The organism is Yinghuangia aomiensis (assembly GCF_039542225.1).
GTDB lineage: Bacteria > Actinomycetota > Actinomycetes > Streptomycetales > Streptomycetaceae > Yinghuangia > Yinghuangia aomiensis.
On the sequence record NZ_BAABHS010000001.1, the window covers coordinates 200,589 to 225,967 of the forward strand.

The 25,379-nt window shown below is 72.4% G+C and carries 28 protein-coding genes; 21 read left to right on the top strand and 7 right to left on the bottom strand.

The window, feature by feature from the left end; all coding sequences use genetic code 11:
• Window positions 1-130: 130 nt before the first annotated feature.
• Entirely contained in the window at window positions 131-679 is a 549-nt protein-coding gene (locus tag ABEA93_RS00815) for a hypothetical protein (RefSeq protein WP_345673241.1), read from the top strand.
• Window positions 680-902: 223 nt separating this feature from the next.
• Here the strand turns inward: ABEA93_RS00815 and ABEA93_RS00820 are convergent, their stop codons facing one another.
• On the bottom strand, window positions 903-1,628 hold the full coding sequence (locus ABEA93_RS00820; protein WP_231778302.1) for an IclR family transcriptional regulator: 726 nt from the start codon (window positions 1,626-1,628) through the stop codon (window positions 903-905).
• Between the two features lie 222 nt (window positions 1,629-1,850).
• Between ABEA93_RS00820 and leuC the strand changes: the two genes are divergently transcribed.
• The 4 genes from leuC to ABEA93_RS00840 all read left to right on the top strand — a co-directional run bounded on the left by leuC (window position 1,851) and on the right by ABEA93_RS00840 (window position 5,038).
• Window positions 1,851-3,263 (top strand): 3-isopropylmalate dehydratase large subunit, encoded by a 1,413-nt coding sequence (leuC, locus tag ABEA93_RS00825; protein ID WP_345673242.1) that lies wholly within the window; start codon window positions 1,851-1,853, stop codon window positions 3,261-3,263.
• A gap of 5 nt (window positions 3,264-3,268) precedes the next feature.
• The gene (gene leuD / locus ABEA93_RS00830; protein WP_345673243.1) at window positions 3,269-3,874 is read left to right on the top strand and encodes a 3-isopropylmalate dehydratase small subunit; all 606 of its coding nucleotides are present in this window, start codon (window positions 3,269-3,271) and stop codon (window positions 3,872-3,874) included.
• Window positions 3,875-4,057: 183 nt separating this feature from the next.
• Complete coding sequence (locus tag ABEA93_RS00835; RefSeq protein ID WP_345673244.1) at window positions 4,058-4,375, top strand: SCO5555 family protein; 318 nt, start codon at window positions 4,058-4,060, stop codon at window positions 4,373-4,375.
• Between the two features lie 78 nt (window positions 4,376-4,453).
• Window positions 4,454-5,038 carry an HU family DNA-binding protein gene (locus tag ABEA93_RS00840; RefSeq protein ID WP_345673245.1) on the top strand — a complete coding sequence of 195 codons (585 nt, stop codon included), beginning with the start codon at window positions 4,454-4,456 and terminating at the stop codon, window positions 5,036-5,038.
• A gap of 1,160 nt (window positions 5,039-6,198) precedes the next feature.
• On the opposite strand, the gene ABEA93_RS00845 is transcribed toward ABEA93_RS00840, so the two are convergent.
• Both ABEA93_RS00845 and cofC read right to left on the bottom strand, forming a co-directional pair.
• Window positions 6,199-6,417 (bottom strand): cold-shock protein, encoded by a 219-nt coding sequence (locus ABEA93_RS00845; RefSeq protein ID WP_345673246.1) that lies wholly within the window; start codon window positions 6,415-6,417, stop codon window positions 6,199-6,201.
• Window positions 6,418-6,629: 212 nt separating this feature from the next.
• Complete coding sequence (cofC, locus tag ABEA93_RS00850; protein ID WP_345673247.1) at window positions 6,630-7,268, bottom strand: 2-phospho-L-lactate guanylyltransferase; 639 nt, start codon at window positions 7,266-7,268, stop codon at window positions 6,630-6,632.
• A gap of 365 nt (window positions 7,269-7,633) precedes the next feature.
• Between cofC and ABEA93_RS00855 the strand changes: the two genes are divergently transcribed.
• The 3 genes from ABEA93_RS00855 to ABEA93_RS00865 all read left to right on the top strand — a co-directional run bounded on the left by ABEA93_RS00855 (window position 7,634) and on the right by ABEA93_RS00865 (window position 10,762).
• A complete protein-coding gene (locus ABEA93_RS00855; protein ID WP_345673248.1) occupies window positions 7,634-8,548 on the top strand; it encodes a lysophospholipid acyltransferase family protein in 915 nt (304 codons plus the stop codon).
• Window positions 8,545-9,561: an NAD(P)H-dependent glycerol-3-phosphate dehydrogenase gene (locus ABEA93_RS00860; RefSeq protein ID WP_345673249.1), complete on the top strand. Its 1,017-nt coding sequence runs from the start codon at window positions 8,545-8,547 to the stop codon at window positions 9,559-9,561. The genes ABEA93_RS00855 and ABEA93_RS00860 overlap by 4 nt, the downstream gene beginning before the upstream one ends.
• Window positions 9,562-9,622: 61 nt before the next feature.
• On the top strand, window positions 9,623-10,762 hold the full coding sequence (locus tag ABEA93_RS00865; protein WP_345673250.1) for a D-alanine--D-alanine ligase family protein: 1,140 nt from the start codon (window positions 9,623-9,625) through the stop codon (window positions 10,760-10,762).
• Window positions 10,763-10,796: 34 nt separating this feature from the next.
• Here ABEA93_RS00865 and ABEA93_RS00870 read toward each other — a convergent pair whose 3' ends face one another.
• Together ABEA93_RS00870 and ABEA93_RS00875 are read right to left on the bottom strand one after the other, a co-directional pair.
• Window positions 10,797-11,450 (bottom strand): DUF3515 domain-containing protein, encoded by a 654-nt coding sequence (locus ABEA93_RS00870; RefSeq protein ID WP_345673251.1) that lies wholly within the window; start codon window positions 11,448-11,450, stop codon window positions 10,797-10,799.
• Window positions 11,451-11,551: 101 nt separating this feature from the next.
• Window positions 11,552-11,788, bottom strand: coding sequence for an Lrp/AsnC family transcriptional regulator (locus tag ABEA93_RS00875; protein ID WP_345673536.1), 237 nt, complete (start codon window positions 11,786-11,788; stop codon window positions 11,552-11,554).
• A gap of 258 nt (window positions 11,789-12,046) precedes the next feature.
• On the opposite strand from ABEA93_RS00875, the gene ABEA93_RS00880 reads away from it, so the two are divergent.
• Window positions 12,047-12,994 (top strand): thiamine-phosphate kinase, encoded by a 948-nt coding sequence (locus tag ABEA93_RS00880; protein WP_345673252.1) that lies wholly within the window; start codon window positions 12,047-12,049, stop codon window positions 12,992-12,994.
• Between the two features lie 80 nt (window positions 12,995-13,074).
• The gene (thiD, locus tag ABEA93_RS00885; RefSeq protein ID WP_345673253.1) at window positions 13,075-13,869 is read left to right on the top strand and encodes a bifunctional hydroxymethylpyrimidine kinase/phosphomethylpyrimidine kinase; all 795 of its coding nucleotides are present in this window, start codon (window positions 13,075-13,077) and stop codon (window positions 13,867-13,869) included.
• Window positions 13,870-14,022: 153 nt separating this feature from the next.
• Here thiD and rpmB read toward each other — a convergent pair whose 3' ends face one another.
• Window positions 14,023-14,217 (bottom strand): 50S ribosomal protein L28, encoded by a 195-nt coding sequence (gene rpmB / locus ABEA93_RS00890; protein WP_425584759.1) that lies wholly within the window; start codon window positions 14,215-14,217, stop codon window positions 14,023-14,025.
• A 283-nt stretch (window positions 14,218-14,500) separates the two neighbouring features.
• On the opposite strand from rpmB, the gene ABEA93_RS00895 reads away from it, so the two are divergent.
• From ABEA93_RS00895 to mutM, 9 genes are all read left to right on the top strand, one after another.
• A complete protein-coding gene (locus ABEA93_RS00895) occupies window positions 14,501-16,180 on the top strand; it encodes a DAK2 domain-containing protein (RefSeq protein WP_345673255.1) in 1,680 nt (559 codons plus the stop codon).
• Between the two features lie 126 nt (window positions 16,181-16,306).
• Window positions 16,307-18,568 carry an ATP-dependent DNA helicase RecG gene (gene recG, locus ABEA93_RS00900; RefSeq protein WP_345673256.1) on the top strand — a complete coding sequence of 754 codons (2,262 nt, stop codon included), beginning with the start codon at window positions 16,307-16,309 and terminating at the stop codon, window positions 18,566-18,568.
• Window positions 18,569-18,750: 182 nt separating this feature from the next.
• Window positions 18,751-19,320, top strand: coding sequence for a 16S rRNA (guanine(966)-N(2))-methyltransferase RsmD (gene rsmD, locus ABEA93_RS00905; protein WP_345673257.1), 570 nt, complete (start codon window positions 18,751-18,753; stop codon window positions 19,318-19,320).
• Between the two features lie 47 nt (window positions 19,321-19,367).
• Window positions 19,368-19,850 (top strand): pantetheine-phosphate adenylyltransferase, encoded by a 483-nt coding sequence (gene coaD / locus ABEA93_RS00910; RefSeq protein WP_345673258.1) that lies wholly within the window; start codon window positions 19,368-19,370, stop codon window positions 19,848-19,850.
• Window positions 19,851-19,920: 70 nt separating this feature from the next.
• Entirely contained in the window at window positions 19,921-20,844 is a 924-nt protein-coding gene (locus tag ABEA93_RS00915; RefSeq protein ID WP_345673259.1) for an ATP synthase subunit B family protein, read from the top strand.
• A 151-nt stretch (window positions 20,845-20,995) separates the two neighbouring features.
• Window positions 20,996-21,592 (top strand): YceD family protein, encoded by a 597-nt coding sequence (locus ABEA93_RS00920; RefSeq protein ID WP_345673260.1) that lies wholly within the window; start codon window positions 20,996-20,998, stop codon window positions 21,590-21,592.
• Between the two features lie 2 nt (window positions 21,593-21,594).
• Window positions 21,595-21,768 carry a 50S ribosomal protein L32 gene (gene rpmF, locus ABEA93_RS00925; protein ID WP_281472365.1) on the top strand — a complete coding sequence of 58 codons (174 nt, stop codon included), beginning with the start codon at window positions 21,595-21,597 and terminating at the stop codon, window positions 21,766-21,768.
• Between the two features lie 20 nt (window positions 21,769-21,788).
• On the top strand, window positions 21,789-22,613 hold the full coding sequence (gene rnc / locus ABEA93_RS00930; RefSeq protein ID WP_345673261.1) for a ribonuclease III: 825 nt from the start codon (window positions 21,789-21,791) through the stop codon (window positions 22,611-22,613).
• 1 nt (window position 22,614) lies between these two features.
• Window positions 22,615-23,499, top strand: coding sequence for a bifunctional DNA-formamidopyrimidine glycosylase/DNA-(apurinic or apyrimidinic site) lyase (gene mutM / locus ABEA93_RS00935; RefSeq protein ID WP_345673262.1), 885 nt, complete (start codon window positions 22,615-22,617; stop codon window positions 23,497-23,499).
• Between the two features lie 16 nt (window positions 23,500-23,515).
• Here mutM and ABEA93_RS00940 read toward each other — a convergent pair whose 3' ends face one another.
• Window positions 23,516-23,911 carry a CAP domain-containing protein gene (locus ABEA93_RS00940; protein WP_345673263.1) on the bottom strand — a complete coding sequence of 132 codons (396 nt, stop codon included), beginning with the start codon at window positions 23,909-23,911 and terminating at the stop codon, window positions 23,516-23,518.
• On the opposite strand from ABEA93_RS00940, the gene ABEA93_RS00945 reads away from it, so the two are divergent.
• Both ABEA93_RS00945 and ABEA93_RS00950 read left to right on the top strand, forming a co-directional pair.
• Entirely contained in the window at window positions 23,904-24,368 is a 465-nt protein-coding gene (locus tag ABEA93_RS00945; RefSeq protein WP_345673264.1) for a hypothetical protein, read from the top strand. The genes ABEA93_RS00940 and ABEA93_RS00945 overlap by 8 nt on opposite strands.
• Before the next feature lie 653 nt (window positions 24,369-25,021).
• A complete protein-coding gene (locus tag ABEA93_RS00950) occupies window positions 25,022-25,216 on the top strand; it encodes a hypothetical protein (RefSeq protein WP_345673265.1) in 195 nt (64 codons plus the stop codon).
• Window positions 25,217-25,379: the final 163 nt, after the last annotated feature.

The window sequence follows — 25,379 nt, forward strand, 5'->3', positions numbered from 1 at the left end:
GATCGCGGACCCCGGAACCCCCACGTCATGTCGGGCGTTGCTACTGTCGAGGCAGCAATTTCCGTTGCCCAATCGATATGCAACTGATCATGGTGTGGATCGACGGCGGACGAACCGAGATGGGGGTTCGGTGGACGACAACAGCTGGCGCGCAGCTCTGGCAGCGCGTGAGCCGGTGGTGGAAGGCACGACGAACTCGGGACTGCCGCGGCGGCTGCCGCAGGCGAACCTGGTCCCGGGGGCGGCGGCCGACGTCGTGGCGGCGGTGATGCCCGCGATTCCGCTGGGCCTGTCCCGAGATCCGCAGGACGTGCGCAACCGGCTCGACAGCTTCGTCTCGGGCCGCGAACAGGCCCGGTCCGGAGCGGAAGCGCCGCTTCCGCTCGTGCCGCCGAACCCGATGAAGGCGCCCAGCCCGCTGCCGACGGCGCCGCTGTCCGGCAAGCCCGCGGCGCCGGCCGCCAAGCCGGCGGCGAAGCCCGCCGCGCCCGCCGCCAAGCCCGCGCGCAAGTCCGAGCCGCCCGCCGCGGCGGCCTTCCCGCCGGTGCGCAAGCCGGCCGCGGACAAGTCCCGCAAGGGGCAGTCGCCGGCCCCCGGCCACCCGCCGCTGGACGCCGCGGGAGGCCCGGCGGACGACCCGTGGGGCGACGGATGGAAGACCTTCGACCCGGACGCGTGAGAGTCGACTTGACCACACCGTAACCGTGCCGTGATCCGGTGCGCGCCTCACTCGGGGCGCGCACCGGACGTGTTTCCGGAGGCCTGTACGGCGCCCCGGCGGACGCGTGCGCGACGCCGCGGGCGCGTCCGGATTTCGCTGCTCGACGCCGGTTCGGCGGTCACGGACGTACAGTCGACGGAGGCCGGGTCGACAGGGGAGCGAACCGGCCCGCCCCGCCGGATCAGACGTCGACCTGCGCCTTGCGCAGCGCGTCCGACAGCTTCGCCGCGGCCTCCATGACCGCCTGCGCGTGCAGCCGGCCCGGGTGCCGGGTGAGGCGCTCGATCGGACCGGACACCGACACGGCCGCCACGACGCGGTTGCTGGGGCCGCGCACCGCCGCGGAGACCGAGGCGACGCCCGGTTCGCGCTCGCCGATGCTCTGTGCCCAGCCGCGCCGCCGCACGCCGGACAGCGTGGTCGCGGTGAACCGGGCGCCCTGCAGCCCGCGGTGCAGCCGCTCGGGCTCCTCCCATGCGAGCAGGCACTGGGCCGCCGAACCGGCCTTCATCGGCAGCGTGCTGCCCACCGGCACGGTGTCCCGGAGCCCGGACAGCCGCTCGGCCGCCGCCACGCAGACGCGCATGTCGCCCTGCCGCCGGTAGAGCTGCGCGCTCTCCCCGGTGACGTCGCGCAGGTGCGCGAGCACCGGGTGCGCCGCGGCCAGCAGCCGGTCCTCGCCGGCCGCCGCGGCCAGCTCCGCCAGGCGCGGGCCGAGCACGAAGCGCCCCTGCATGTCCCGGGCGACGAGACGGTGGTGTTCCAACGCCACCGCGAGGCGGTGGGCGGTGGGTCGGGCCAGTCCGGTCGTGGCGACCAGCCCCGCCAGCGTCGCGGGACCGGCTTCGAGCGCGGCCAGCACGACAGCGGCCTTGTCGAGCACGCCGACTCCGCTAGAGTTGTCCATGCTCTGATATTGCCGTCTCGAATGACGAGACGCAAGTCCCTATCGGACGGGCATGATGGCAGAGTGCGAAACGCAGGGACTGTGCGCCGCGGGTGGGTGGCGCGGAAGCGGGCCGTGCGCACCGCCGCCGGAACGATCCGGGCCGGCGGGACGCCGCCGGACGCGGGTCCCGGCACACACGACACAGGAAAGTCGGCAACGACGCCGACCGGAGGGACAGCGATGGGACGGACACTCGCGGAGAAGGTCTGGGACGCACACGTCGTGCGTCGTGCTGAAGGTGAGCCCGACCTGCTCTACATCGACCTGCACCTGCTGCACGAGGTGACCAGCCCGCAGGCCTTCGACGGCCTGCGCCAGGCCGGCCGCCCGGTCCGCCGGACCGATCTCACGATCGCGACCGAGGACCACAACACCCCCACCCTCGACATCGACAAGCCCATCGCCGACCCGGTGTCGCGGGTCCAGCTGGAGACGCTGCGCCGCAACGCCGCGGAATTCGGGGTCCGGATCCACTCGCTCGGCGACGTCGAGCAGGGCGTCGTGCACGTCGTCGGCCCGCAGCTGGGCCTGACCCAGCCGGGCATGACCGTCGTCTGCGGCGACAGCCACACCTCCACGCACGGCGCGTTCGGCGCGCTGGCGTTCGGCATCGGCACCAGCCAGGTCGAGCACGTGCTGGCCACCCAGACGCTGCCCATGGCGCCGTTCAAGACGATGGCCGTCACGGTCAACGGCGAACTGCCCGCCGGGGTCACGGCCAAGGACCTGATCCTCGCGGTCATCGCGCAGATCGGCACCGGCGGCGGCCAGGGCTACGTCATCGAATACCGCGGCGAGGCCATCCGGAACCTGTCCGTGGAAGGCCGGATGACGGTCTGCAACATGTCGATCGAAGCGGGTGCGCGCGCCGGCATGATCGCGCCGGACGCGACGACGTTCGCCTACCTCAAGGGCCGCGACCACGCCCCGCAGGGCGCCGACTGGGACGCCGCGGTGGAGTACTGGACGTCGCTGAAGACCGACGACGACGCCGAATTCGACCACGAGGTCGTCATCGACGCGGCCGACCTGGCGCCGTTCGTCACCTGGGGGACCAACCCGGGCCAGGGCGCGCCGCTGTCCGCGAACGTGCCCCAGCCGGACTCGTTCGTCGACCCGTCCGAGCGCCAGGCCGCCGAAAAGGCCCTGGAGTACATGGGTCTCACCGCCGGCCAGCCGCTGCGCGACATCAAGGTCGACACGGTGTTCGTCGGCTCGTGCACGAACGGCCGTATGGAAGACCTGCGCGCGGTCGCCGACATCCTGCGCGGCCGCAAGGTCGCCGACGGCGTGCGCATGCTCGTCGTCCCCGGCTCGGTGCGCGTCTCGCTGGAAGCCGTCACCGAGGGCCTGGACAAGGTCTTCACCGAAGCGGGCGCCGAATGGCGTTACGCGGGCTGCTCGATGTGCCTGGGCATGAACCCGGACCAGCTCGCCCCCGGCGAGCGCAGCGCGTCCACGTCCAACCGCAACTTCGAGGGACGCCAGGGCAAGGGCGGCCGCACGCACCTGGTCTCGCCCCAGGTCGCCGCCGCCACCGCCGTCCTGGGCCGCCTGGCCGCCCCCGCCGACCTGACCGCTGCTGGAGTCTGATCCCCATGGAACCGTTCGTCACGCACACCGGTACGGCGATGCCGCTGCGCCGCAGCAACGTCGACACCGACCAGATCATCCCGGCGCACTGGCTCAAGAAGGTCACCAAGACCGGCTTCGAGGACGGGCTGTTCGAGGCCTGGCGCAAGGACCCCGAGTTCGTCTTCAACCGGCCGGAGCGCGCGGGCTCCACGGTGCTGGTCGCCGGACCCGACTTCGGCACCGGCTCGTCGCGCGAGCACGCCGTCTGGGCGCTGCAGAACTACGGCTTCAAGGCCGTCATCTCCTCGCGCTTCGCGGACATCTTCCGCGGCAACTCGCTGAAGGGCGGCCTGCTGACGGTCGTCCTCCCGCAGGAGACCGTGGACCGCCTGTGGGCGCTGACCGAGGCCGACCCGACCGTCGAGATCACCGTCGACCTCGACACGCGGCAGGTCCGGGCCGGGGCGGGAGACGACGCGGTGGCCGCCGACTTCGAGATCGACGACTACACCCGCTGGCGGCTTATGGAGGGCCTGGACGACATCGGCCTGACCCTGCGGCACGAGGCCGACGTCACCGCTTTCGAGGCGACCCGGCCGAGTTGGCTGCCCCGGACGCAGACCGTCTGACCCCTCCCGCGGGGCCCCGTCCGGGTCCCGCGGCGCGCGGATTCCGGCCAGGTCAGGGCCAACCCTGAGGCAGGCCAACTCCCTTGCGGAAGCGGCGGAGTGCACACGCACTCCGCCGCTTCGGGCTTTTCCGGCCGGGCGTAAGGAGGTTCCGCCGATCCGGCTCAACAGGCCCATTGTCGGATGAGCTGTCACAATCACGGTGTGGACCAACCCGCGCATCCCGACAGCCCCGACGAAGTCCGGCTATACGCCGAACTCGCCACCCGGTTGAAGGATGCCCATGCGCGGGTGCGTAAGCTCGACATACCGGACGGCGCGAAAGTGGCGCTGGTTCGCCGCCTCCTTGTCGTCACCGATGCCGCAAAACACGATCTGGCGGACGCCGCACGGCGTCTCACCAAGCTCATGGACGAGCTGGACGAGGAGTCCGCGCGGGCTGCGGACACCGCCGAGGTCTGTAATCCGTTGCGACACAAGGGTGATTCGTCCGTTCGGTAATTGCTTCAGCACAATTGGGCGCTTAGCGTGCCCAATGCCGGACTATCTGATACGGCATCGGTTTTCGAAGGGGAAGACGTGAACAAGGCTCAGCTTGTCGAGGCGGTCCAGGACCGACTGGGTGGCCGCGCGGCCGCCGCAGACGCGGTGGACGCGATCCTCGACGCCATCATCCGCGCGGTCGCGGGCGGAGACCGCGTGTCCATCACCGGGTTCGGCTCGTTCGAGAAGGTGGACCGGGCGGCCCGCTACGCGCGCAACCCGCAGACCGGCGAGCGCGTCCGGGTCAAGAAGACCGCGATCCCGCGCTTCCGCCCGGGCCAGGGCTTCAAGGACATCACCTCGGGCGCGAAGAAGCTCCCGAAGTCCGGCAGCGCGGCGGCCAAGGCCAGCCCGACCCCGCGTCCGGGCACCTCGGCGGCCAAGAAGACCGCCGCCAAGAAGTCGGCCGCGAAGAAGGCCACCACCGCCCGCAAGACCACCGCCGCGAAGACCACCGCGCCCGCGACCCGCAAGACCGCGGCCGCGAAGCCGGCGGCGAAGAAGGCGACCGTCGCCAAGAAGGCGGCCACCGCCAAGAAGACGGCGACGAAGGCCACGGCGGCCAAGAAGACCGCGGCGAAGTCCACGGCCAAGAAGACCGCCTCCAAGCGGGCGAAGTAAGCGACACACCGGCGGCTCTGCGCCAGTCCTGACCGCAGAACCCGCCGTCTCCGGACGGCACCCCGGCCGAACTTTCCCGAGCACGGCCGGAACCCGAACCGGACAGCAGCACCCCTGTCGACAGGCCGGGCCCTTCTTCCCATAGGGCCCGGCCTGTCGTCGTTGTGCGAGGGGTGCCGACGGGCAAGTCCGGGGCGGGGCCAGGGCCTCGGCTGGCGGGGCCGCGGGCCGCAGGCCGAGGGCTGGGGTGCGTGAGGGCTGCGGCGCGGTGCGGTTCGGCGTGGGGCAAGTCGGGGGCGGGTTGGGCCGGGTGGGTGTGGGGCTGGGGCCGTGAGGCAGGGGTCGATCGGGGGCACGTGAGGGCTGTGGCCCGGGCCAGGCGCGGCGGGGGCAAGTCCGAGGTGGGCTGGCCGCGCAGGTGTGGGGTGAGGCGCAGGAAAAGGCGCCGGCTTGGGGGAGGGACCGGGAGCCGGTGGACTTGGGCGAGGTCGTTGTTCGCAGCCGGTCCCGGCGCCGGCCACCCACGCGCCACCGGGCGACGCGGACTTCCCGCCCGCGCAGCGCTGCCGAGGGCGGCCGACGCAGGCTGCGTCTCTCCCGAGGTCGGGCCGGGGCGTTCGGTTGCCGTGAAGGGCAAGGGGGTTCGCGCAGCGTCCCGGGAAGCGCGGGGTGGATAGGCCGAACGGGTGGCTCCGGAGCGGTCAGTCGGTGGTCCGGGCGGGCGGGGTGCCTGCGGCTGGTGTTGGGTGGGGTACTGCTTGGCCCGGTGCCTGCAGGACCTGGCGTTGTCGCCGAACTGGTGGCGGTTGGGGAGCGGTTGGCGGGGCGCGTGGAGCGGCGCCGATCGCCAACGGGCTCTGGCGGGGCGGGAATGCGGCCGTCGCGGGGTTGCCGGCACCGTCGATCCGGCCGACGGCCCGCGGCGTGCCCGCCGGCCGGCCACGGCAGTCGGTTACGCCATCCGGGTGGTGAAAAGCCTTCCCTCGCCCGGAGTTCGCGGGCGAGGCTTGGCCTCCGGCAGCCTGTGCCCCTGCGCGGCAGTGCCGTTCGGCGTTACCCGGGTGGGCTAACGGGGTGCGCGGTGCGCCTGCGGTCGGTGGTTCCCGTGGGAGGCAAGCGACTTCCGGGGTTGGGCCGTTCGGCCCAGCGGCGGAGCCGGGTCAGACGAACGGGTCGGACATCGTGGCGATGGTCAGGAACACCGCGGCACGCTCGGCGCCTTCGCCCTCGACCTTGAGCCGCACGCGCTGCCCGGGCCGCAGCAGCCGCAACCCCGATGCGTCGAAGGCCGACGCCGGGTACGGCAACGGCGTCCCGTCGTCGAGCAGCACGGTCCCCGAACGGGTGGCGGGGTCGAAGGTGTGCACGGTTCCCTGCATACGCCCGAGCCTACGGCCCGGCAGACGACGCCCCGACCTTCCGGCCTTGAGAGCCGCCCCGCGCAACACCGAGCCGGCACCGCGACCCCGAGCCGTCCCGCACACGCTGTTGCCCCGCATGGCCCCCACCCACCGCCGACCGGCACCCCGCCGCCGCGTCACCCCCGCAACTCCCGCCCCATCCAGTCCGACCCGCACGCGGCCGACCCGCCTCACCCCCGCCGCAGCCCCACCGCCATGCCCCTCAGCACTCCCACCGTTCGCGGACCCACGCCCAACTCCGCCGCCGCGGCCAAGTCGTCGCCGGTGTCCACGTCGCGCCGTACCGAGTCCACGTCCGCGAGTGCGAGTTCGTAGGCGCCGGACGCGCGGTGGCGGGCCCGGGACGGGCCGCCGAAGGCCGGCGCCAGGGGAATCCCGGGAGCGGCCGCCAGCAGGGTGGTGCCGATTCCGGCCGCGTCGGGGAGGAAGGCCCGGGGGTGGCGGGAGGCTTCGCGGAGGACGCGGGCCAGTTCGGCGGAGCGCAGTGCGGGCAGGTCGGCGGACAGCGCGGCGACCCCGGATCGCGGCCAGCGCCCCGCGGCGGCCGTGGCGCCGTGTTCCAGGGCTCGGTTGAGGCCTCCCGGGGTGTCCGGGACGGTCTCGGCTCCTTCGGCCCGCACAGCGGCGCTCACGAGCGCGTCGTCCGTCACCACGAGGACGCCGTCGACTTCCGCGCACGCCAGGGCGGCGCGCACCGTGTCCGCGGCGAATGCGAGCGCGAGGCCGGTGCGGTGTTCGCCGGTCGCGGGCGCAAGCCGGGTCTTCGCGCGCGGCAGCGCCTTGACGGGCACGACGAGCCGCCATCGCATCTCCGCCTCACCCTCCCCAGCCATTCCGTACGGGTCCGGCGCAACGCCGATTTCCGACCGCTTTCCGTCCGTTTTCCGTCCCCTTGGACCGCATATATGCCCGGCCGGTGCCGAATGCCGTGCGAGAGCCTCGGATCTCGTCCGAACCGCCGCGCCGACCGGGCGCGGTCCTGACGACGAGGACCTTTCTCGACATCACGACGACCCGCACGGGAAACTACGGACGTCCGCCGGGGCCCGGGGGGTAATGCCCGGGGGAGATCACCCCATGGTGTTCCCTTGTACATAATCGGCATCCGGTCAGCCAGGGCGCCGGTTGTGTGAGCAGTGACACGGCGCACCACGACTCAGGAGGCTCGCAACAGATGGCCCGCAGAAGGATCGGCTTCTGGTACCGCGTCGTGGTCGTGGTGGTCAAACCCGTGCTCCTGTTGTTCACCAAGCGCGATTGGCGGGGGATGGAGCACATCCCGGCCGAAGGCGGCTTCGTGACCGCGGTCAACCACATCAGCTACGTCGACCCGCTCACGTACGCGCATTTCCAGTACGACTCCGGGCGTGAACCGCACTTCCTGGCCAAGGCCTCGCTCTTCAAGATCCCGGTCGTCGGCCGCATCATCACCGGCGCCGGCCAGATCCCGGTGTTCCGCGACTCCGCGGACGCCGCGCTGGCTTTCCGCGCCGCCGTGGCCGCCGTCGACAAGGGCGACTGCGTCGCGGTCTACCCCGAGGGCACGATCACCCGCGACAAGGCGCTGTGGCCGATGCAGGCCAAGACCGGTGCCGCGCGCATCGCGCTGACCACCGGTGCGCCGGTCATCCCGGTCGCCCAGTGGGGCGCACACGAACTGCTGCCGCCGTACGCAAAGCGCCCCAAGCTGTTCCCGCGCAAGACCATGAAGGTGATCGCCGGCCCGCCCGTCGACCTCGACGAGTTCCGCGGCCGCGAGTTGACCTCCGAGGTCCTCCGCGGCGCGACCGACAAGATCATGGACGCGGTCACCGAACTGCTCGCCCGGCTCCGCGAAGAGCCCGTCCCGCCGCGCGAGCAGCGCCGCAAGGGCAAGGCCGCCAAGCCGAAGACGGCAGAAGCCGAGGCCCCCGCAACCGAGGCGAGCAAGGCCGACGACCCGCAGGCCGAGAAGGTCGACGAGACCGAGAAGGTCGAGAAGGTCGAGAAGGTCGAGAAGGTCGACGAACCCAAGGCCGACGAACCCGAGACGGACACCACCAAAGCCGACGCGACCAAGGCCGCCGACACCGAAGGCGGCGCCGCGTGACGCGCGCTGCGGTGTTCGGCACCGGCTCCTGGGGGACCGCCTTCGCGATGATCATGGCGGACGCGGGCTGCGACGTGACGCTGTGGGGCCGCCGCCCGGACGTGGTCGACGCGATCAACTCCCGGCGCGAGAACCCCGACTACCTGCCCGGCGTACGTCTCCCCGACCTGGTGTCGGCCACGACCGACCCCGCGAAGGCCGCGGCCGGCGCCGACTTCGCGCTGTTCTCCGTCCCGGCCCAGGTCCTGCGGCAGAACCTCACCGCGTGGACGCCGCTGCTCGCCCCCGACGCCGTGCTCGTCAGCCTGATGAAGGGCATCGAACTCGGCACCGCCAAGCGGATGAGCGAGGTCATCGGCGAGGTGGCGGGCGTCGGCGCGGACCGCGTCGCGGTCGTCAGCGGACCCAACCTGGCCGCCGAGGTCGCCCGGCGGCTGCCCGCCGCGACGGTCGTGGCGTGTGCCGACGAAGACGTCGCGCGGCGCCTCCAGGCCGCGTGCATGACGCCGTACTTCCGCCCGTACACGAACACCGACGTGGTCGGCTGCGAACTCGGCGGCACCGTCAAGAACGTCATCGGCCTGGCCGCGGGCATCGCGGACGGCATGGAACTCGGCGACAACGCCAAGGCGTCGCTCATCACCCGCGGCCTCGCCGAGACGATGCGCCTGGGCGCCGCGATGGGCGCCGACCAGCACACGTTCGCCGGCCTCGCCGGACTGGGCGACCTGGTCGCCACCTGCTCGTCGACCCTGTCCCGGAACCACACGTTCGGCATGAACCTGGGCCGCGGCATGACCGTCGCGGAAGCCGGCGCGGCCGCCAAGCAGACCACCGAGGGCGTCAAGTCCTGCATCGCCGTGCAGGAACTCGCGCGGCGGCACCAGGTCGAGATGCCGATCGTCGACACCGTCGTGTCGATCGTGCGCGACGGCAAGGCGCCCTACGTGTGCATGCGGGAACTCATGTCGCGCAGCGCCAAGCCCGAACGGCCGGAACGCTACGAGGGCTGACGGCGCGTCGCCCCGGCCGGCCCAGCGGTCGTACAAATGTGGCAGTAAAGTTTTGGACACCATGAACGACGTGACCGCCACTTCCCGTGCCACCAAGCCCCGCGTCGCCGTCGTGTTCGGCGGCCGCAGCTCCGAACACGCCATCTCGTGCGTGACGGCGGGCAGCGTGCTGTCCGCGATCGACCGTGACAAGTACGACGTGCTGCCGCTCGGCATCACCCAGGACGGCCGCTGGGCGGTGGTCGCGGACGCCGCGGAACGCCTCGCGATCGGCACCGCCGGCAAGCTCCCGGACGTCACCGACGTGGCCGAGCCCGGCGGTTCCGTCGTGCTCGCCGCCGACCCGACGCAGCGCGACCTCGCCGTGCTGCACACCGGCGAGGTCACCGACGTGCTCGGTGCGGTCGACGTGGTGTTCCCGCTGCTGCACGGCCCCTACGGCGAAGACGGCACCATCCAGGGCCTCCTCGAACTCGCGGGCGTGCCCTACGTCGGCTCCGGCGTGCTCGCCAGCGCGGTCAGCATGGACAAGGAGTACATGAAGCGGGTGTTCGACGGCTTCGGCCTGCCCGTCGGCCCGTACGTCACCATCCGCCCCCGCGACTGGGAGCGGGACCCGGCCGCCGTCCGCGAATCCGTCGAGGCCCTCGGCTTTCCGGTGTTCGTCAAGCCGGCCCGCGCCGGGTCGAGCATGGGCATCACCAAGGTGCACGACCTCGACACCCTCGACGAGGCCATCGAGACCGCGCGCAAGCACGACCCCAAGGTCATCGTCGAAGGCATGCTGCACGGCCGCGAGATCGAATGCGGCGTGCTGGAAGGCCCGGACGGCCCGGCGGCCAGCCTCCCCGCGGAGATCCGGGTGCGCGGCGACCACGAGTTCTACGACTTCGAGGCGAAATACCTCGACGACGTCACCGAGACCGACGTGCCCGCCGACCTGACCGAGGCCGAGATCGCCGAGGTGCGGCGGCTCGCCGTCGCCGCGTTCGACGCGCTCAGCTGCGAAGGCATCGCCCGCGTCGACTTCTTCCTGCTGGACGACGGCCGCTGGGTCATCAACGAGGTCAACACGATGCCCGGCTTCACACCGGTGTCGATGTACCCGCAGATGTGGAAGGCCACCGGCGTCGAATACCCGGAGCTGGTCGACCGCCTCATCGGTGCGGCCCTCGCCCGGTCGAACTCGCTGCTGCGCTGACCGGCCCGGCCGCGGGACCGGCGGTTCCGGAGCCTCAGGAATCGTCGCCCATGGTGGCCGGCACGGCCGCCTTCACCGCGTCCGCGAACGCGGTGAGGGGGCCGGTCGGCTGGCCGTACGACGCGGGCACCGTCACCTCGACGTTGACCTCGCGGTACAGCGTCGTGAACCGGGTCCCCTTGCCCTGGCCGAGGAACGTGAACGTCCAGTTCACCCCGTTCACGCCCGCGACGTTCTGCCCCGGGTCGTAGTTCGGGTTGTCCGGCCGCAGCGACACCGGCTTGGGCACCCCGCAGCGCAGCACCACGGCCGGGTCGCCCCACGCCGCGGTCAGGTCCGATTCGGGGGACGTGGCCCGCGCCTTCGCGCCCAGCACGTCGGACGGCAGCCGGGCGCTCAGCGCGCGGCACACCGTCTCGACCGAGTCCCGGACGGCGCCCGCCGGCGGCTGCGGCACCGCGACCGACACGGCACCGTCGCCCGCGGTCAGCACCATCGCCGTGAGCGAACCCGCGGTCAGCAGTGCCGCGGCACCGATGGGCAGTCCGTACCGCAGTGCGGCCCGCGGCTCGCGGCGGCGCGGCGCGGCCCCGGCGGCGGACCCGGAACGGCGGGCCGCAGTCCCGCTGTCGGTGCGGTCGGCGCTCGCGGCGCCGGCGGCGCTGTCGTTGGTCGCGGTTTTCGGCACGTCGACGATGGTAGGCACAGCACCGCGGCCGCCCCGGCACCGGGTGGGCGCGGGACGGCCGCGGGCAAAGGGGCGGACGGAGGCCCGCACGGCCCCCGGGATCAGCTCAGATTCACCACCGGGCAGGTCAGCGTGCGGGTGATGCCGTCCACGCGCTGGACCTGGGCGACGACCAGCCGCCCGAGTTCGTCGACGTCGGAGGCCTGCGCGCGCACGATCACGTCGTACGGCCCGGTCACGTCCTCCGCCGAGGTGATGCCTTGCAGCCCGGCGATCTGCCGGGCCACCGCCGCCGCCCGCCCGACCTCGGTCTGGATCAGGATGTATGCCTGTACCACCACGGCCTCCCGGCGCGCCAGGATTGAGGGGATCTTCTCGGAGCCACGACACCGTACCGCGCGGAGCGGTGCGGTCGAATGCCACCATTGTCGACCGCGGCGCCGTGTGCGACCACAGCGCCGAAGGAGCGGCACCCGCACCAACACGCCGCCGCACCCCCGCGGTGCGACGGCACCGTCGGCACCCCCGCCGGCGGCCCATCACGACGACGGAATCCTCCCGATTCCGATCGATTTCCGTAGAGGACGGGTCCATAGATGAGCGGGACGCTCGGTGATCTCGGCGAGTTCGGTCTCATCGGGGCGCTGACCGAGCGCGTGCCCCCCGGCAAGCACGTGCCGCTCGGCCCCGGCGACGACGCCGCCGTGGTGGCCGCACCCGACGGGCGTGTCGTGGCGACCACCGACCTGCTCGTCGAGGGACGGCACTTCCGCCGCGACTGGTCGACCGCCTACGACGTCGGCCGCAAAGCCGCCGCGCAGAACCTCGCCGACGTCGCCGCGATGGGCGCCCAGCCCACCGCCCTGCTCATCGGCCTGGTCGGCCCCGCCGAACTCCCGGTCGCGTGGGCGCTCGAACTGTACGACGGGCTCCGCGACGAATGCGCCGTCGTCGACGCGGGCGTGGCCGGCGGCGACGTCGTCCGCGGCCCGGCCGTGATGATCTCCGTGACCGCGCTCGGCGACCTGCAGGGCCGTGCCCCGGTCACCCGCGCCGGGGCCCGGCCCGGCGACCTGGTCGCGGTGGCCGGCTGGCTCGGCTGGTCCGCCGCCGGGCTCGCCATACTCGGCCACGGCCACCGCAACCCGCGGGCGTTCGTCGAAGCCCACCGGCGCCCCGAACCGCCGTACGACGCCGGCCCGGCCGCCGCCCGGCTCGGCGCCACCGCGATGCTCGACGTCAGCGACGGACTGATCGCCGACCTCGGACACCTGGCGCGCGCGTCGCAGGTCCGCGTCGACCTGGTCGGCGACCTGTTCGACGTCCCCGCGCAGATGCGCGACGTCGCCCGCGCGATGGGCGTCGACCCGCTGAACTGGGTGCTGACCGGGGGAGAAGACCACGCTTTGGTGGCGACGTTCCCGTCCGGCACCGCACTCAGCGCACGCTGGCGGGTCATCGGCCGCGTCCACCCCGGCGACGGCGTCACGGTCGACGGCGCCGAATGGGCGGGCACCGGGGGATGGGACCACTTCGGCGGCTGAACCGGCCGCGCCGACGGGTTCGCGGGCGACGGGTCGGCCCCGGCCCGCAGCCCGCCGACCTGGGGTTCTACGCTGATCGCATGGTGCAGATTCCCGCCCGCGTGCTCACGATCGCCGGATCCGACTCCGGCGGCGGCGCCGGCATCCAGGCCGACCTCAAGACCATGCTCGCCCTCGGCGTCCACGGCATGAGCGTCGTCGCCGCGGTCACCGCGCAGAACTCACTGGGCGTGCAGGGCTACTGGGAACTGCCCGCGGAGGCGGTCGCCGCGCAATTCCGCAGCGTCGTCGACGACATCGGCGTCCAGGCGGTCAAGACCGGCATGCTCGCGTCGCCCGTCCTCGTGGAGACCGTCGCCGGACTCCTCGCGCCGCTGCGCGCACCCGTCGTCGTCGACCCGGTGTCGGTGTCCAAGCACGGCGACCCGCTGCTCGCCGAGGAGGCCCTCGACGCGGTCCGCACCAAGCTCCTCCCGACCGCGACGGTCGTCACCCCGAACCTGTTCGAGGTGCGCCAGCTCACCGGCGTCGAGGTCCGCGGCCCGCAGGACATGCGCGCCGCCGCGGAAGCCGTCCTCGCGTACGGGCCGTCATGGGTGCTGGTCAAGGGCGGCCACCTCGAAGGCGAAGCCGCCGACCTGCTGTTCGACGGCACCCGCGAGCACTGGTTCCGCAGCGAGCGCTACGACAACCGGCACACCCACGGCACCGGCTGCACCCTCGCCAGCGCCATCGCCTCGCACCTCGCGCTCGGCCGCGACGTGCCGCGCGCCGTCGCGGCCGCCAAGGACTACGTCACCGGCGCCATCCGGCAGGGCTTCCCGCTCGGCGCCGGCATCGGCCCGGTCGACCACGGGTGGCGCTTCCGCGGCTGACCCGCGCCGCGGGCGTGGTCGCGCAGAACCGGACCACGCCCGGAAGCACCTCCGGGGAAACACGCGGTAGGAGCGCGGTCCACGCGCGACACGTCCCCGGAAAACACCGACGGCCGGACCACCCGAAGGTGGCCCGGCCGTGGAAAACCGGTGTTAGCGGGTGACCTTGCCCGCCTTGATGCACGAGGTGCAGGCGTTCAGGCGCTTCGGCGTGCCGCCCACAACCGCGCGGACCGTCTGGATGTTCGGGTTCCAGCGACGGCGGGTGCGGCGGTGCGAGTGCGAGATGTTGTTGCCGAAACCCGGCCCCTTGCCGCAGACGTCGCAGTTGGCAGCCACGGGAGACACTCCAAAGACGATTAAGGATTGCGCGTACGTTCACGTGCCGGCAGGTGCCAGGCAACCGAGGAAGAGTAACCGACGAGCGGGTGGGGATGCCAATCCGCGTGCGGACGCAGAAATACGCCGCACTCGTCACGCTTCACCATCAGACTAGCGCATCGCCCACCGCCCCCTCCGGCGGGTCGGCGACCACCGCGGCGCCCCGCTCACTGCCGCATCCCGCCCGCGGTCCGGCAGATACGCTGCACACGCCGCGAGCGACGGGCGGACGCGGGCCGGGAACGAGGAGATGACCGAGGTGGGCGTGCTGGGAGAGCTGGACGCTCCGGCGGTCCGCCGCTGGTGCCGGGCCGGGCTGCACCAGCTCGGCCGCGCCCGCGAGGAGATCGACGCACTCAACGTCTATCCGGTCCCGGACGGCGACACCGGCACCAACCTCTTCCTCACCCTGGAAGCCGCGAGCGCCGAAGTCGAGGAACTCTTCGGCGACCACCGCCCGGACGCCGCCGCGCCCGGCCTCCCGGAGACCATCCGCGCACTCGCGCACGGCGCGCTCATGGGCGCCCGCGGCAACTCCGGCGTCATCCTCAGCCAGCTCCTGCGCGGCATGGCCGACCAGGTCGAGGCCGAATACCGCGCCGCCGTCGCCGACGACACCCCGCGCGCGAGCGGCGCCGTCCTCGGTAGCGCCCTCCGCCGCGCCGCCGACGAGGCCTACGAAGCCGTCGCCCGGCCCGTCGAAGGCACCATGCTCACCGTCGCCCGTGCCGCCGCGGAAGGCGCCGAACGCGCCTCCGCCGCCGCGGGCGACATCACCGCCGTCGTCCGCGGCGCCGCCGAAGCCGCCCGCGCCGCCCTCGTCCGCACCCCCGAACAACTCGACGTGCTGCGCCGGGCCGGCGTCGTCGACGCGGGCGGACGCGGCCTGTGCGTCCTGTTCGACGCCCTGGTGTCCGTGGTCACCGGCGAACGCCCGCCGCGCAGCCCGCACGTCCCCGTCCCGCTGCGCCCGGAGACCGACACGGTGCTGTGCGCGGACACCGAGCCCGCGCCCGGCTTCGAGGTCATCTACCTGCTCGACGCTCCCGACGACGCCGTTCCCGCGCTGCGCGACCGGCTCGACCGGCTCGGCGACTCCCTCGTCGTGGTCGGCGGCGAAGGCCTGTGGAACGTCCATGTGCACGTCGACGATGCGGGCGCCGCCGTCGAGGCCGGCATCGAAGCGGGCCGCCCGCACCGCATCCGCATCACCCACCTCGCGGTGTCCCCGGCCGTCGTCGGACACCAGCACATGCTCGCCGTCACCGGACGCGCCATTGTCGCCGTCGTGCAGGGCGAAGGCCTCGCGACGCTGTTCACCCAGGCCGGCGCGCACGTCGTGGAGGCCGGGCCGGGACGGGCGCCGTCCACCGGCACCCTCGTCGACGCCATCCGCGCCACCGCCGCCCGCGAAGTCGTCCTGCTGCCCAACGACCCCGACGGGCACGCCGTCGCCGCGGTCGCGGCCGAGCAGGCGGCATATGCGTACGGCATCCGCGTCCAGGTCGTGCCCACCAAGGCCGCCGTGCAGGGCATCGCCGCGCTCGCCGTCCACGAACCCGGCCGCCGCTTCGACCAGGACGTCGTCGGCATGACCTCCGCGGCCGGCGCCACCCGCTACGGCGCCCTCACCACCGCCACCCGGGAAGCCTGGACCATGGCCGGCGTCTGCCAGGCCGGCGACATCCTCGGCATCATCGACGGCGACATCGCCGTCATCGGCCGCGACCTGGCCGCCACCGCCCGCACCGTCCTCGACCGGATGCTGGCCGGCGGCGGCGAGCTCGTCACCCTCGTCACCGGCGCCCACCTCGACCCGCGGCTCGCCGACACCCTCCTCGTCGGCGCCCGGCAGGGGCGCCCGGAGGTCGACGCGGTCGTGTACGACGGCGGCCAGTCGGTGTACCCGCTGCTCATCGGGGTCGAATAGCTTTCCGCCGGCTTTCCGCGGCGTCCCCCGACCGAGCGGCCCCGCCGCGCCTTGCCCGCGGCTGTCCGGGCCGCCCGGTAACGTCGCGAGCACCCCTCCGTCGTCCGCCAGGGAGCCTCCGCCGCCATGTCCCGCCTCGATGAACCGCTGGCCAAACTGGTCGGGGACCGGACCGCGAAGGTGCTCGCCAAGTCCCTCGACCTCGCCACCCTCGGCGACCTGCTGCGGCACTACCCGCGCCGGTACGCGGAACGAGGCCGCCTGACCGAGCTGTCGCGCCTGGAAGTCGACGAGCACATCACCGTCATGGCGGAGATCGCCAAGGTCACCAACCGCCAGTTCCGGAACCGCCGCGGCAACCTCCTCGAAGTCGTCGTCACCGACGGCCGCGGACAGCTCAAACTCACCTTCTTCAACCAGGCCTGGCGCGAACGCGAACTCCGCCCCGGGCTCCGCGGCCTCTTCGCGGGCAAGGTCGCCCGCTTCCGCGACGAGTTCCAACTCAACCAGCCCGACTACCAGTTGATGAACGCCGAGGAGGACGACGGCACCGCGGAACTCTTCGCCGGAGCCCTCATCCCGGTCTACCCGGCCGCCGCGTCGATGCCGTCCTGGAAGATCGCCCAGTGCGTCCGCGTCGCCCTCGACACCCTCGGCGAGGTCGGCGACCCGCTCCCGCCCGAACTGCTCGCCAAACGCGGCATGCCCGGCCTGCGCCAAGCCCTCGACTGGATCCACAAGCCGAACACCTGGGCCGAAGTCGAAGCCGCCCGCGACCGCCTCAAGTGGGACGAAGCCTTCGTCCTCCAAATCGCCCTCGCCCAACGCCGCCAGGCCGCCCGCACCCAGACCGCCGTCCCCCGCACCGCCCGCCCCGGCGGCATCCTCGACGCCTTCGACGCTCGCCTCCCCTTCACCCTCACCGAGGGCCAGGTAGAGGTAGGCGAACAACTGGAGGCCGACCTCGCCGCCGAACACCCCATGCACCGGCTCCTGCAGGGAGAGGTGGGAGCCGGCAAGACGCTCATCGCCCTGCGGGCCATGCTCACCGTCGTCGACGCCGGAGGGCAGGCCGCGATGCTGGCGCCCACCGAAGTGCTGGCGCAGCAGCACCACCGGTCGATCGTGGAGATGCTCGGGCCGTTGGCCGAAGGGCCCGGGGTGCTGGGCGGGTCCGAGGCGGGGACCAAGATCGCGCTGCTCACCGGGTCGATGGGGACACCCGCGCGGCGGCAGACGCTGCTGGACCTGGTGACCGGCGAAGCCGGGATCGTCATCGGGACGCACGCGCTCATCGAGGACAAGGTGAAGTTCCACGACCTCGGGCTGGTCGTCGTCGACGAGCAGCACCGGTTCGGGGTCGAGCAGCGCGACGCACTGCGGGGCAAGGCGGAACGCCCGCCGCACCTGCTGGTCATGACGGCGACGCCGATTCCGCGCACCGTCGCGATGACGGTGTTCGGCGACCTGGAGACCTCGGTACTCGCGCAGCTGCCCTCCGGGCGGTCGCCGATCGCGACGCACGTGGTGCCCGCGGTGGAGAAGCCGAACTTCTTCGACCGGGCGTGGGAGCGGGTCCGCGAGGAAGTGGGCAAGGGGCACCAGGCCTACGTGGTCTGCCCGCGCATCGGGGACGACCTCGACGACCCCAAGGCGAAGAAGAAGGCCGCGAAGGCCAAGAAGAAGGCCGCCGACGACCTGCCGCCCGAGGCATACCTCGACGACCCGGACGACATCGGCGCCGACGGCGACGACGGGGGAGCGGCCGAGAAGCGGCCCCCGCTCGCGGTGCTCGACGTCGCCAAGGCCCTGGAGACCGGGCCGCTCAAGGGCCTCCGCGTCGGCATCCTGCACGGCCGCCTCACGCCCGACGCCAAGGACGACATCATGCGGCGGTTCTCCGCCGGCGAAGTCGACGTGCTCGTCGCCACGACCGTCATCGAGGTCGGCGTCAACGTCCCCAACGCCACCGTCATGGTGATCATGGACGCGGAACGCTTCGGCGTCTCCCAGCTCCACCAGCTCCGCGGCCGCGTCGGCCGCGGCAGCGCCCCCGGACTGTGCCTCCTCGTCACCGACATGCCGAGCGCCACCAGCGCCCGCGAACGCCTCGACGCGGTCGCCGCGACCCTCGACGGCTTCGAACTGTCCCGCATCGACCTGGAGCAGCGGCGCGAAGGCGACGTCCTCGGCGACGCCCAGTCCGGCAGCCGCTCCTCGCTGCGGATGCTGGCCGTCGTCCGCGACGAGGACGTCATCGTCGCGGCCCGCGAGGAAGCCGCCGAGATCATCGCCGCCGACCCGCAGCTCACCCGGCACCCGGAACTCCGCAGCGCCCTCGGCAGCCTGTTGGACGAGGAACGGGCGGAGTACCTGGACAAGGGGTGAGCGAAAGCAGGGCGTGAGCGCAGGGAAGGCGTGAGCGCAGGCAAGGCGGGGCCGCCGCCGGAGCCGCGGGTACCCGGCCGCGCCGTCCAAGCACGCACCCTCGTCCGCCGTCCGGCGGCGCGACCGCGGCGCGCTAGCGTTGTCCGCATGTTCTCCGCGACCCCCGCCCCGAAGGCCTGCCGATGACGCGCGTGATCGGCGGCGCCGCCGGCGGGCGGCGGCTGTCCGTGCCGCCGGGCGACGGCACCCGCCCCACGTCCGACCGGGCCCGCGAAGGGCTGTTCTCCACGCTCGTGTCGCTGCGCCGGACCTTCCACGGGGCCCGGGTCCTCGACCTGTTCGCCGGATCCGGCGCCGTCGGCCTGGAGGCGCTGTCCCGCGGCGCCGCGCACACCCTGCTCGTCGAAGCCGACCCGGCGGCGGCCAAAGCGGTCCGCGCGAACATCGCCGCCGTCAAGCTGCCCGGCGCCGAACTGCGCGCGGCCCGCACCGAGCGGATGGCGGCCGAACCGGCCCCCGGGGAGCCGTACGACATCGTCTTCCTCGACCCGCCCTACGCCCTCCCCGCCGCCGACGTGGCCGGCCTGCTGACCGAACTCGCCGCGCACGGCTGGCTCGCCGACGACGCCCTCGCCGTCGTGGAGCGCGCCACCCGCGACGCGGCGTTCGCCTGGCCCGCCGGATTCGCCGAGATCAGATCCCGCCGCTACGGCGAAGCGACGCTCTGGTACGGTCGCGCCGCGCGCGCCTAACCGCGCCCGCGGCACCTGCGGCACCAGCGATCGAGGGGAAGTAACCCGTGCGCCGAGTCGTCTGTCCCGGGTCATTCGACCCGGTCACCAACGGGCATCTGGACATCATCGGCCGCGCGTCGACGCTGTACGACGAGGTCTACGTCGCGATCGGCTTCAACCGCAACAAGCGTTCGGGCCTGTTCACCATCGAAGAGCGCATCGAGATGCTCGAAGAGGTCACCGCCCAGTACGGCAACGTCAAGGTCGAGGCGTTCGAAGGCCTCCTGGTCGACTTCTGCCGGACGCACGGCATCCCCGCCATCATCAAGGGCCTTCGCGCGGTCACCGACTTCGACTACGAGTTGCAGATGGCCCAGATGAACTACGGTCTTACCGAGGTCGAGACGCTGTTCGTGGCGACCAACCCGCTGTACAGCTTCCTGTCGTCCAGCCTCATCAAAGAGGTGGCGACGTACGGCGGCGATGTCTCCGGGCTCGTCCCGCCCACCGTGCTCCGGCGACTTACCGATCGGTTGGCCGACAACTAGCCGACCCCGGACACGGTTTCTGCTCGTACGCTGTGGTGTCGGACCGGCACCAGGAGAGAGAGCAACGCCCGTGGACGTGCAGCCCAAGCTCGACGAGCTGATTGCGCTGGTCGAGAGCGCCCGTTCGATGCCGATGTCGGCGTCGTGTGTGGTCAACCGGGCCGAGGTCATCGCCCGCCTCGACGAGGTGAAGAGTCTCCTGCCGGCGGAAATGGACCAGGCCCGGCGCATCCTCAGCGACCGTGACGCGGTCTTGGAGGAGAGCCGCCGGGAAGCCGAGCGCCTGGTCGCCGGCGCGCAGGAGGAACGCGGCGCGCTGATCGCCGACACCGACGTGGCCCGCGAGGCCTACGCCGAGGCCGAGCGGATCCTCACCGCCGCCCGCCTGGAAGCCGAGCGCATCCGCGGCGAAGCGGACGACTACGTCGACCAGAAGCTCGCCAACTTCGAGGTCGTGCTCACCAAGACGCTGTCCGCCGTCGGCCGCGGCCGCGACAAGATGCGCGGCCGCAAGGCGATCGACGACCTCGGCGAGTACCTGAAGGCCCAGGACGAGGCCGAGGGCACCGGCGAGCACCGGGTCGGCAGCCTCGCCGCGCGCCTCGACGGCGGCGACGACGCCCCGTTCCTCGGCCAGGCGCCGCCGCAGCCCCAGCAGGCGCCCCAGGCCCCGTCGCTGCCCGCCCAGCAGGGCTTCCCCGAGCCGCAGCCGCAGTACGCGCAGACCGGCGGCCCCCAGCAGGGCGGCTACTACGAGAGCGGCGCCTACCCCGCGGTGCAGTCCGGCTACGAGCAGGGCGGCTACGAGTCCGGCGGCTACGAGGTCCCGCAGTACCAGCAGCCGCAGTACCCGGGCGGCCAGCCCGGCGCCGTCCCCCAGCAGGGCGGGCACGTCCAGCAGCGGTACGATGCGGCACTCGACGAGACCAGTTTCTTCGACACCAGCCTCATCGACGTGCGCCAGTTCCAGCAGGACGGCCGCCAAGGCGGCTGACCGCCGGACCCCGCTTGACCCGTTTGGGGGGGTGGGCGGCACGTGCGATAGGCTTGTGGACCGGCCCTGCTCGGGATGCCAGTTGTGGCGACCCCGGGGCCGGCAATCATGACCGCCGCACCTCCTTCGTTCCCGGGGGAGGTGGACTCGCATGAGGCAGGACGCTCTGGACCGCTTGGACCCCCGCAACCCGCTCGTCGTGGACACACGCGAGCTGGGCCGTCGGCCTGGGTCGATGCGCAAGTCGTCCCGCGAAGTGCCGGCGCCGGCGGACATGAAGATCGAGGTGATCGGCGTCCCCGAGGGCTCTCCGGTCGAGCTGGACTTCCGGCTCGAATCGGTGATCGACGGGGTGCTGATCACGGGCGTGGCCGAGATGGACTTGGCCGGTGAGTGCGTCCGGTGCCTGGACCCCGTGGAGCAGCAGCTCCGCGTGGACTTCCAGGAGCTGTACGTCTACCCGGACGAGGACGCCGAGGAAGACGCCCCCCGGCTCTCCGGCGACATGTTCGACCTGGAGCCGGTGCTGCGTGACGCGGTGGTGCTCGCACTGCCGCTCACCCCGGTGTGCAACGACGACTGCGCCGGGCTGTGCCTCGAATGCGGGGCGCGGCTCGACGACAACCCCGGTCACGCGCACGAATCCGCCGACCCCCGGTGGGCGGCTTTGCAGGGCCTCTTCGACGGATCGACCGCCGAAGCCGACGACACTGGCGCGTCTCGCGCCGATGAGAACCAGGAGAAGTAGCCGTGGCTGTTCCGAAGCGGAAGATGTCGCGCAGCAACACCCGCCACCGCCGCAGCCAGTGGAAGGCCGTCGCCCCCAACCTGGTGACCTGCGAGAGCTGCCGTCAGCCGAAGCTGGCCCACATTGCCTGCCCGACCTGCGGCACCTACAACCGCCGCCAGGTCCTCGAGGTCTGAACCCCGGGCAGGTCATCCCGGTGACGGATTCGATCGCGCAGTACGCGGATCTGGAAGGGCGGCTCGGCTGGACAGTCGACGCCGCCCTTCTGGAGCGCGCGCTCACACACCGTTCGTACGCGTACGAACACGGTGGCCTTCCCACCAACGAGCGCCTGGAATTCCTGGGCGACTCGGTGCTCGGGCTTGTCGTCACCGACACGCTGTACCGTGCGCACCCCGAGCTGCCCGAAGGACAGCTCGCCAAGTTGCGTGCTGCCGTGGTCAATTCGCGCGCCCTCGCGGGCGTCGGACGCAAGCTCGACCTGGGCCGGTTCATCCGCCTGGGCCGTGGCGAGCAGGGCACCGGGGGACGCGACAAGTCCTCGATCCTCGCCGACACGCTCGAAGCGATCATCGGCGCGGTCTACCTCGACCAGGGCCTGGACGCCGCGTCCGAACTCGTGCACCGGCTGTTCGACCCGCTGATCGAAGCGTCCGCGGGTCTCGGCGCGGGCCTGGACTGGAAGACCAGCCTCCAGGAACTCACCGCCGCGACCGGCATCGGCGTCCCCGAGTACGTGGTCTCCGAGACCGGACCCGACCACGAGAAGACCTTCACCGCGCTCGCCCGCGTCGGCGGCGTGGACTACGGCACCGGCGTGGGCCGCAGCAAGAAGGAAGCCGAACAGCAGGCCGCGGAGAGCGCCTGGCGTGCCATCCGCGCGCAGTTCGGCGACGGTTCGGCACCCGTCGACGGAGCACCCGCCGCACCCGCCAAGACCGGCGGCAAGGCACGGGCGAAGTCCGCGGAACCCAAGCCGTCCGACACGGGATCGTCCACCGGTACGCCGGTGACTTCCTGACATGCCCGAGCTGCCCGAGGTCGAGGTCGTACGCCGCGGTCTCGACCGGTGGATCGTCGGCCGGACCATCGCGCGCGTGGAGGTCACCCACCCGCGCGCGGTGCGCCGCCATGCCGCGGGCTCCGCGGACTTCACCGCCGTGCTGGTGGGCAGCCGGGTCTCCGGCGCCCTCCGGCGCGGCAAGTACCTGTGGCTGCCGCTGACCGCACCCGGTGCGGACACCCCGTCGGACGCGCTGCTCGCCCACCTCGGCATGAGCGGCCAACTGCTCGTGCAGGAACCCGACGCGCCGCGCGAGAAGCACCTGCACATCCGCTTCACCTTCACCGACGGCGGCCGCGAGCTCCGCTTCGTCGACCAGCGCACCTTCGGCGGCATGGCCGTCGAGCACAACGCCGCGCAGCTGCCGCCGTCCATCGCGCACATCGCCCGCGACGTCCTCGACCCGCGCTTCGACGACACGGCCTTCCACACCGCACTGCGCCGCCGCGACTCGGAACTCAAGCGCGCCCTGCTCGACCAGTCGTTGGTCAGCGGCATCGGCAACATCTACGCGGACGAGGCGCTGTGGCGCTCGAAGCTGCACGGCGCGCGCTCCACCGCCACGATCACCAGGCCGCAGACCGCGCTGCTGCTCGCGTCGGTGCGGGCGGTGATGACGGACGCGCTGGCGGTCGGCGGGACGTCGTTCGACAGCCTCTACGTGAACGTGAACGGCGAGAGCGGGTACTTCTCGCGGTCGTTGGACGCCTACGGGCGCGAAGGCGAACCCTGCAACCGGTGCGCGACGCCGATCCGGCGGATCTCGTTCATGAACCGGTCGAGCTACTTCTGCCCGAACTGCCAGCGGAGCCCGCGACGGCCCCGGCCGGCAGTTTCGGTGTGAGGCCGCGGCCGGCCGCCTAGCGCCCGAAGTCCTGCGTCCACCACGGCCCCTCGCCGCCCATCCGCACACCCACGCCCAACTTGGTGAGCGAGCAGTCCAGGATGTTCGCCCGGTGCCCGGGGCTGTTCATCCACGCCTCCATCACCGCGGCCGGCGTCTTCTGGCCACGGGCTATGTTCTCCGCCCCCAGGTAGCCGATCCCGGCCGTCTTCGCGCGGTCCCACGGGGTCTTGCCTTCGGGGGTGTCGTGCGAGAAGTAGCCGCGGTCGGCCATGTCCCCGCTGTGCGCGCGGGCCAGGTTGCGGAGCGCGGTGTCGTCCTTGACCGGGCCGCAGCCGGCCTTGGCGCGTTCGGTGTTCACCAGCGAGAGGACCTGGTCCTCGTACGACTTGGCGTCCGTCCCCGTGGACACGCCGCTCGTCGCGGGCGACCGCGGCGTGGGCGCCGACGACGTGGCCGGGCGCGCGGTGGTCGCGGACGGGGAAGCCGACGGCGGCGCCGAAGAACTCTGCACCGCGGTCGCCGACGCGGTCGTCGGGCCGCCGCCACTGGCCGGACCCGTCGCGGACGCCGGCAACGCGGACTGCACGCCCGTGCCCGGACCCCCGCCCGCCGCCTGCACGTCCGCCGGTGCCGCCGGGCCGCTCGGTCCCGGCGCGCTCGGGCCTCCGCCCGCGGCCGAAGACGAGCCGCCGGTGCCGGACCCGCCGACGCCGTACCGGAAACCGACCGCGCCGAGAACCACGGCGAGCAGCAGCGCGGCGACGGCAATCGGCCCGAACCGGCGCCGCCGCTTGCGGTGTCCGCGCCGCGCGCGGTGGTCGGAGGACGAAGCACGGGTTGCCGATCGGCTGTGCCGGGCCACATGACTCCCTTCGCCGGCGGTGGCAGGTCCGTCCGAAGTCCCGGGCATACGCGGGGATCTGCAGACGGCCATACCGAGCCTGCGCCTTATGGTCGGCGAACCGGCCCTGCGAGGTGGGCCGTTCGGACGTATCCGCCCGCCGCCAGTCACTCGTTCGAGTGAGCCTGCGGGGTGACTCTAGAGCACCGGAGCGGCCGCGTGGGGCGCGCACGCGCGGGACGTCCCCCGTTCGAAGGGGGCGTTGCCCGTGATGCCCGAGATGCGGATGAGGTGAATGGGAAGCCTGTGGCCTGCGCGATTCATGATCATCCACGATAGTGTGGCGACGTCCGGGGCGCCCGAGGTGATCGGCGGCCGGGTAAAAAACGGCTCGTTCGCGGGCTTGAAAAAAGACTCGCGCGCGCGTCGCGAGTCTCTCATAACTTCTTGACTGGCAAGAGAATTGATGATCTCGTACAGCCAGACGACAACCGGCCCGTCCGCGTGAGTATTACCGCCGACCGGGTGACGGTTCAGTTATCGCGCCGTGATCATATTGACCTGCTGCGCTTTTGGTGCGACGCTGGAAGCCCGCGCACCCTATCAGGAGCCACGTGGCCGGGTGCGTAATTGCGACCCGCAGATGCCGGTCGGTTACTCAGCGTGGAGGACCCTCTAATGGCGAAGGCGCTTCTCGGCTACGTCGGCGGCCCCGACCCGCGACTGATCTCCGAGATGCGGCGGTTGCAGCAGCGTGTCCGTGACCTGGAAACGGAACTGGTCCGAGTCCGGGCCGAGAACGACGCGCTGTACGCCGCTGCGGACGATCGGTTCGACGTAGTGGAGGTCGAGCCCGCGCTCTCTCGGGCGTGAGTTCGATCCGATAACCCTAGGGACGCTTCGGCGTCCCTTTGTCGTTTCCGGAAGTCCGTGCCGTGTTGTGCCGTGCCGGGTTCCCGTGCTCTTCGACCTTACCCCCGCGTCCCCCGGTCCATCCCCTGAATTCCCCCGGTTCCCCCTCGTCTCCCGTCGTGGT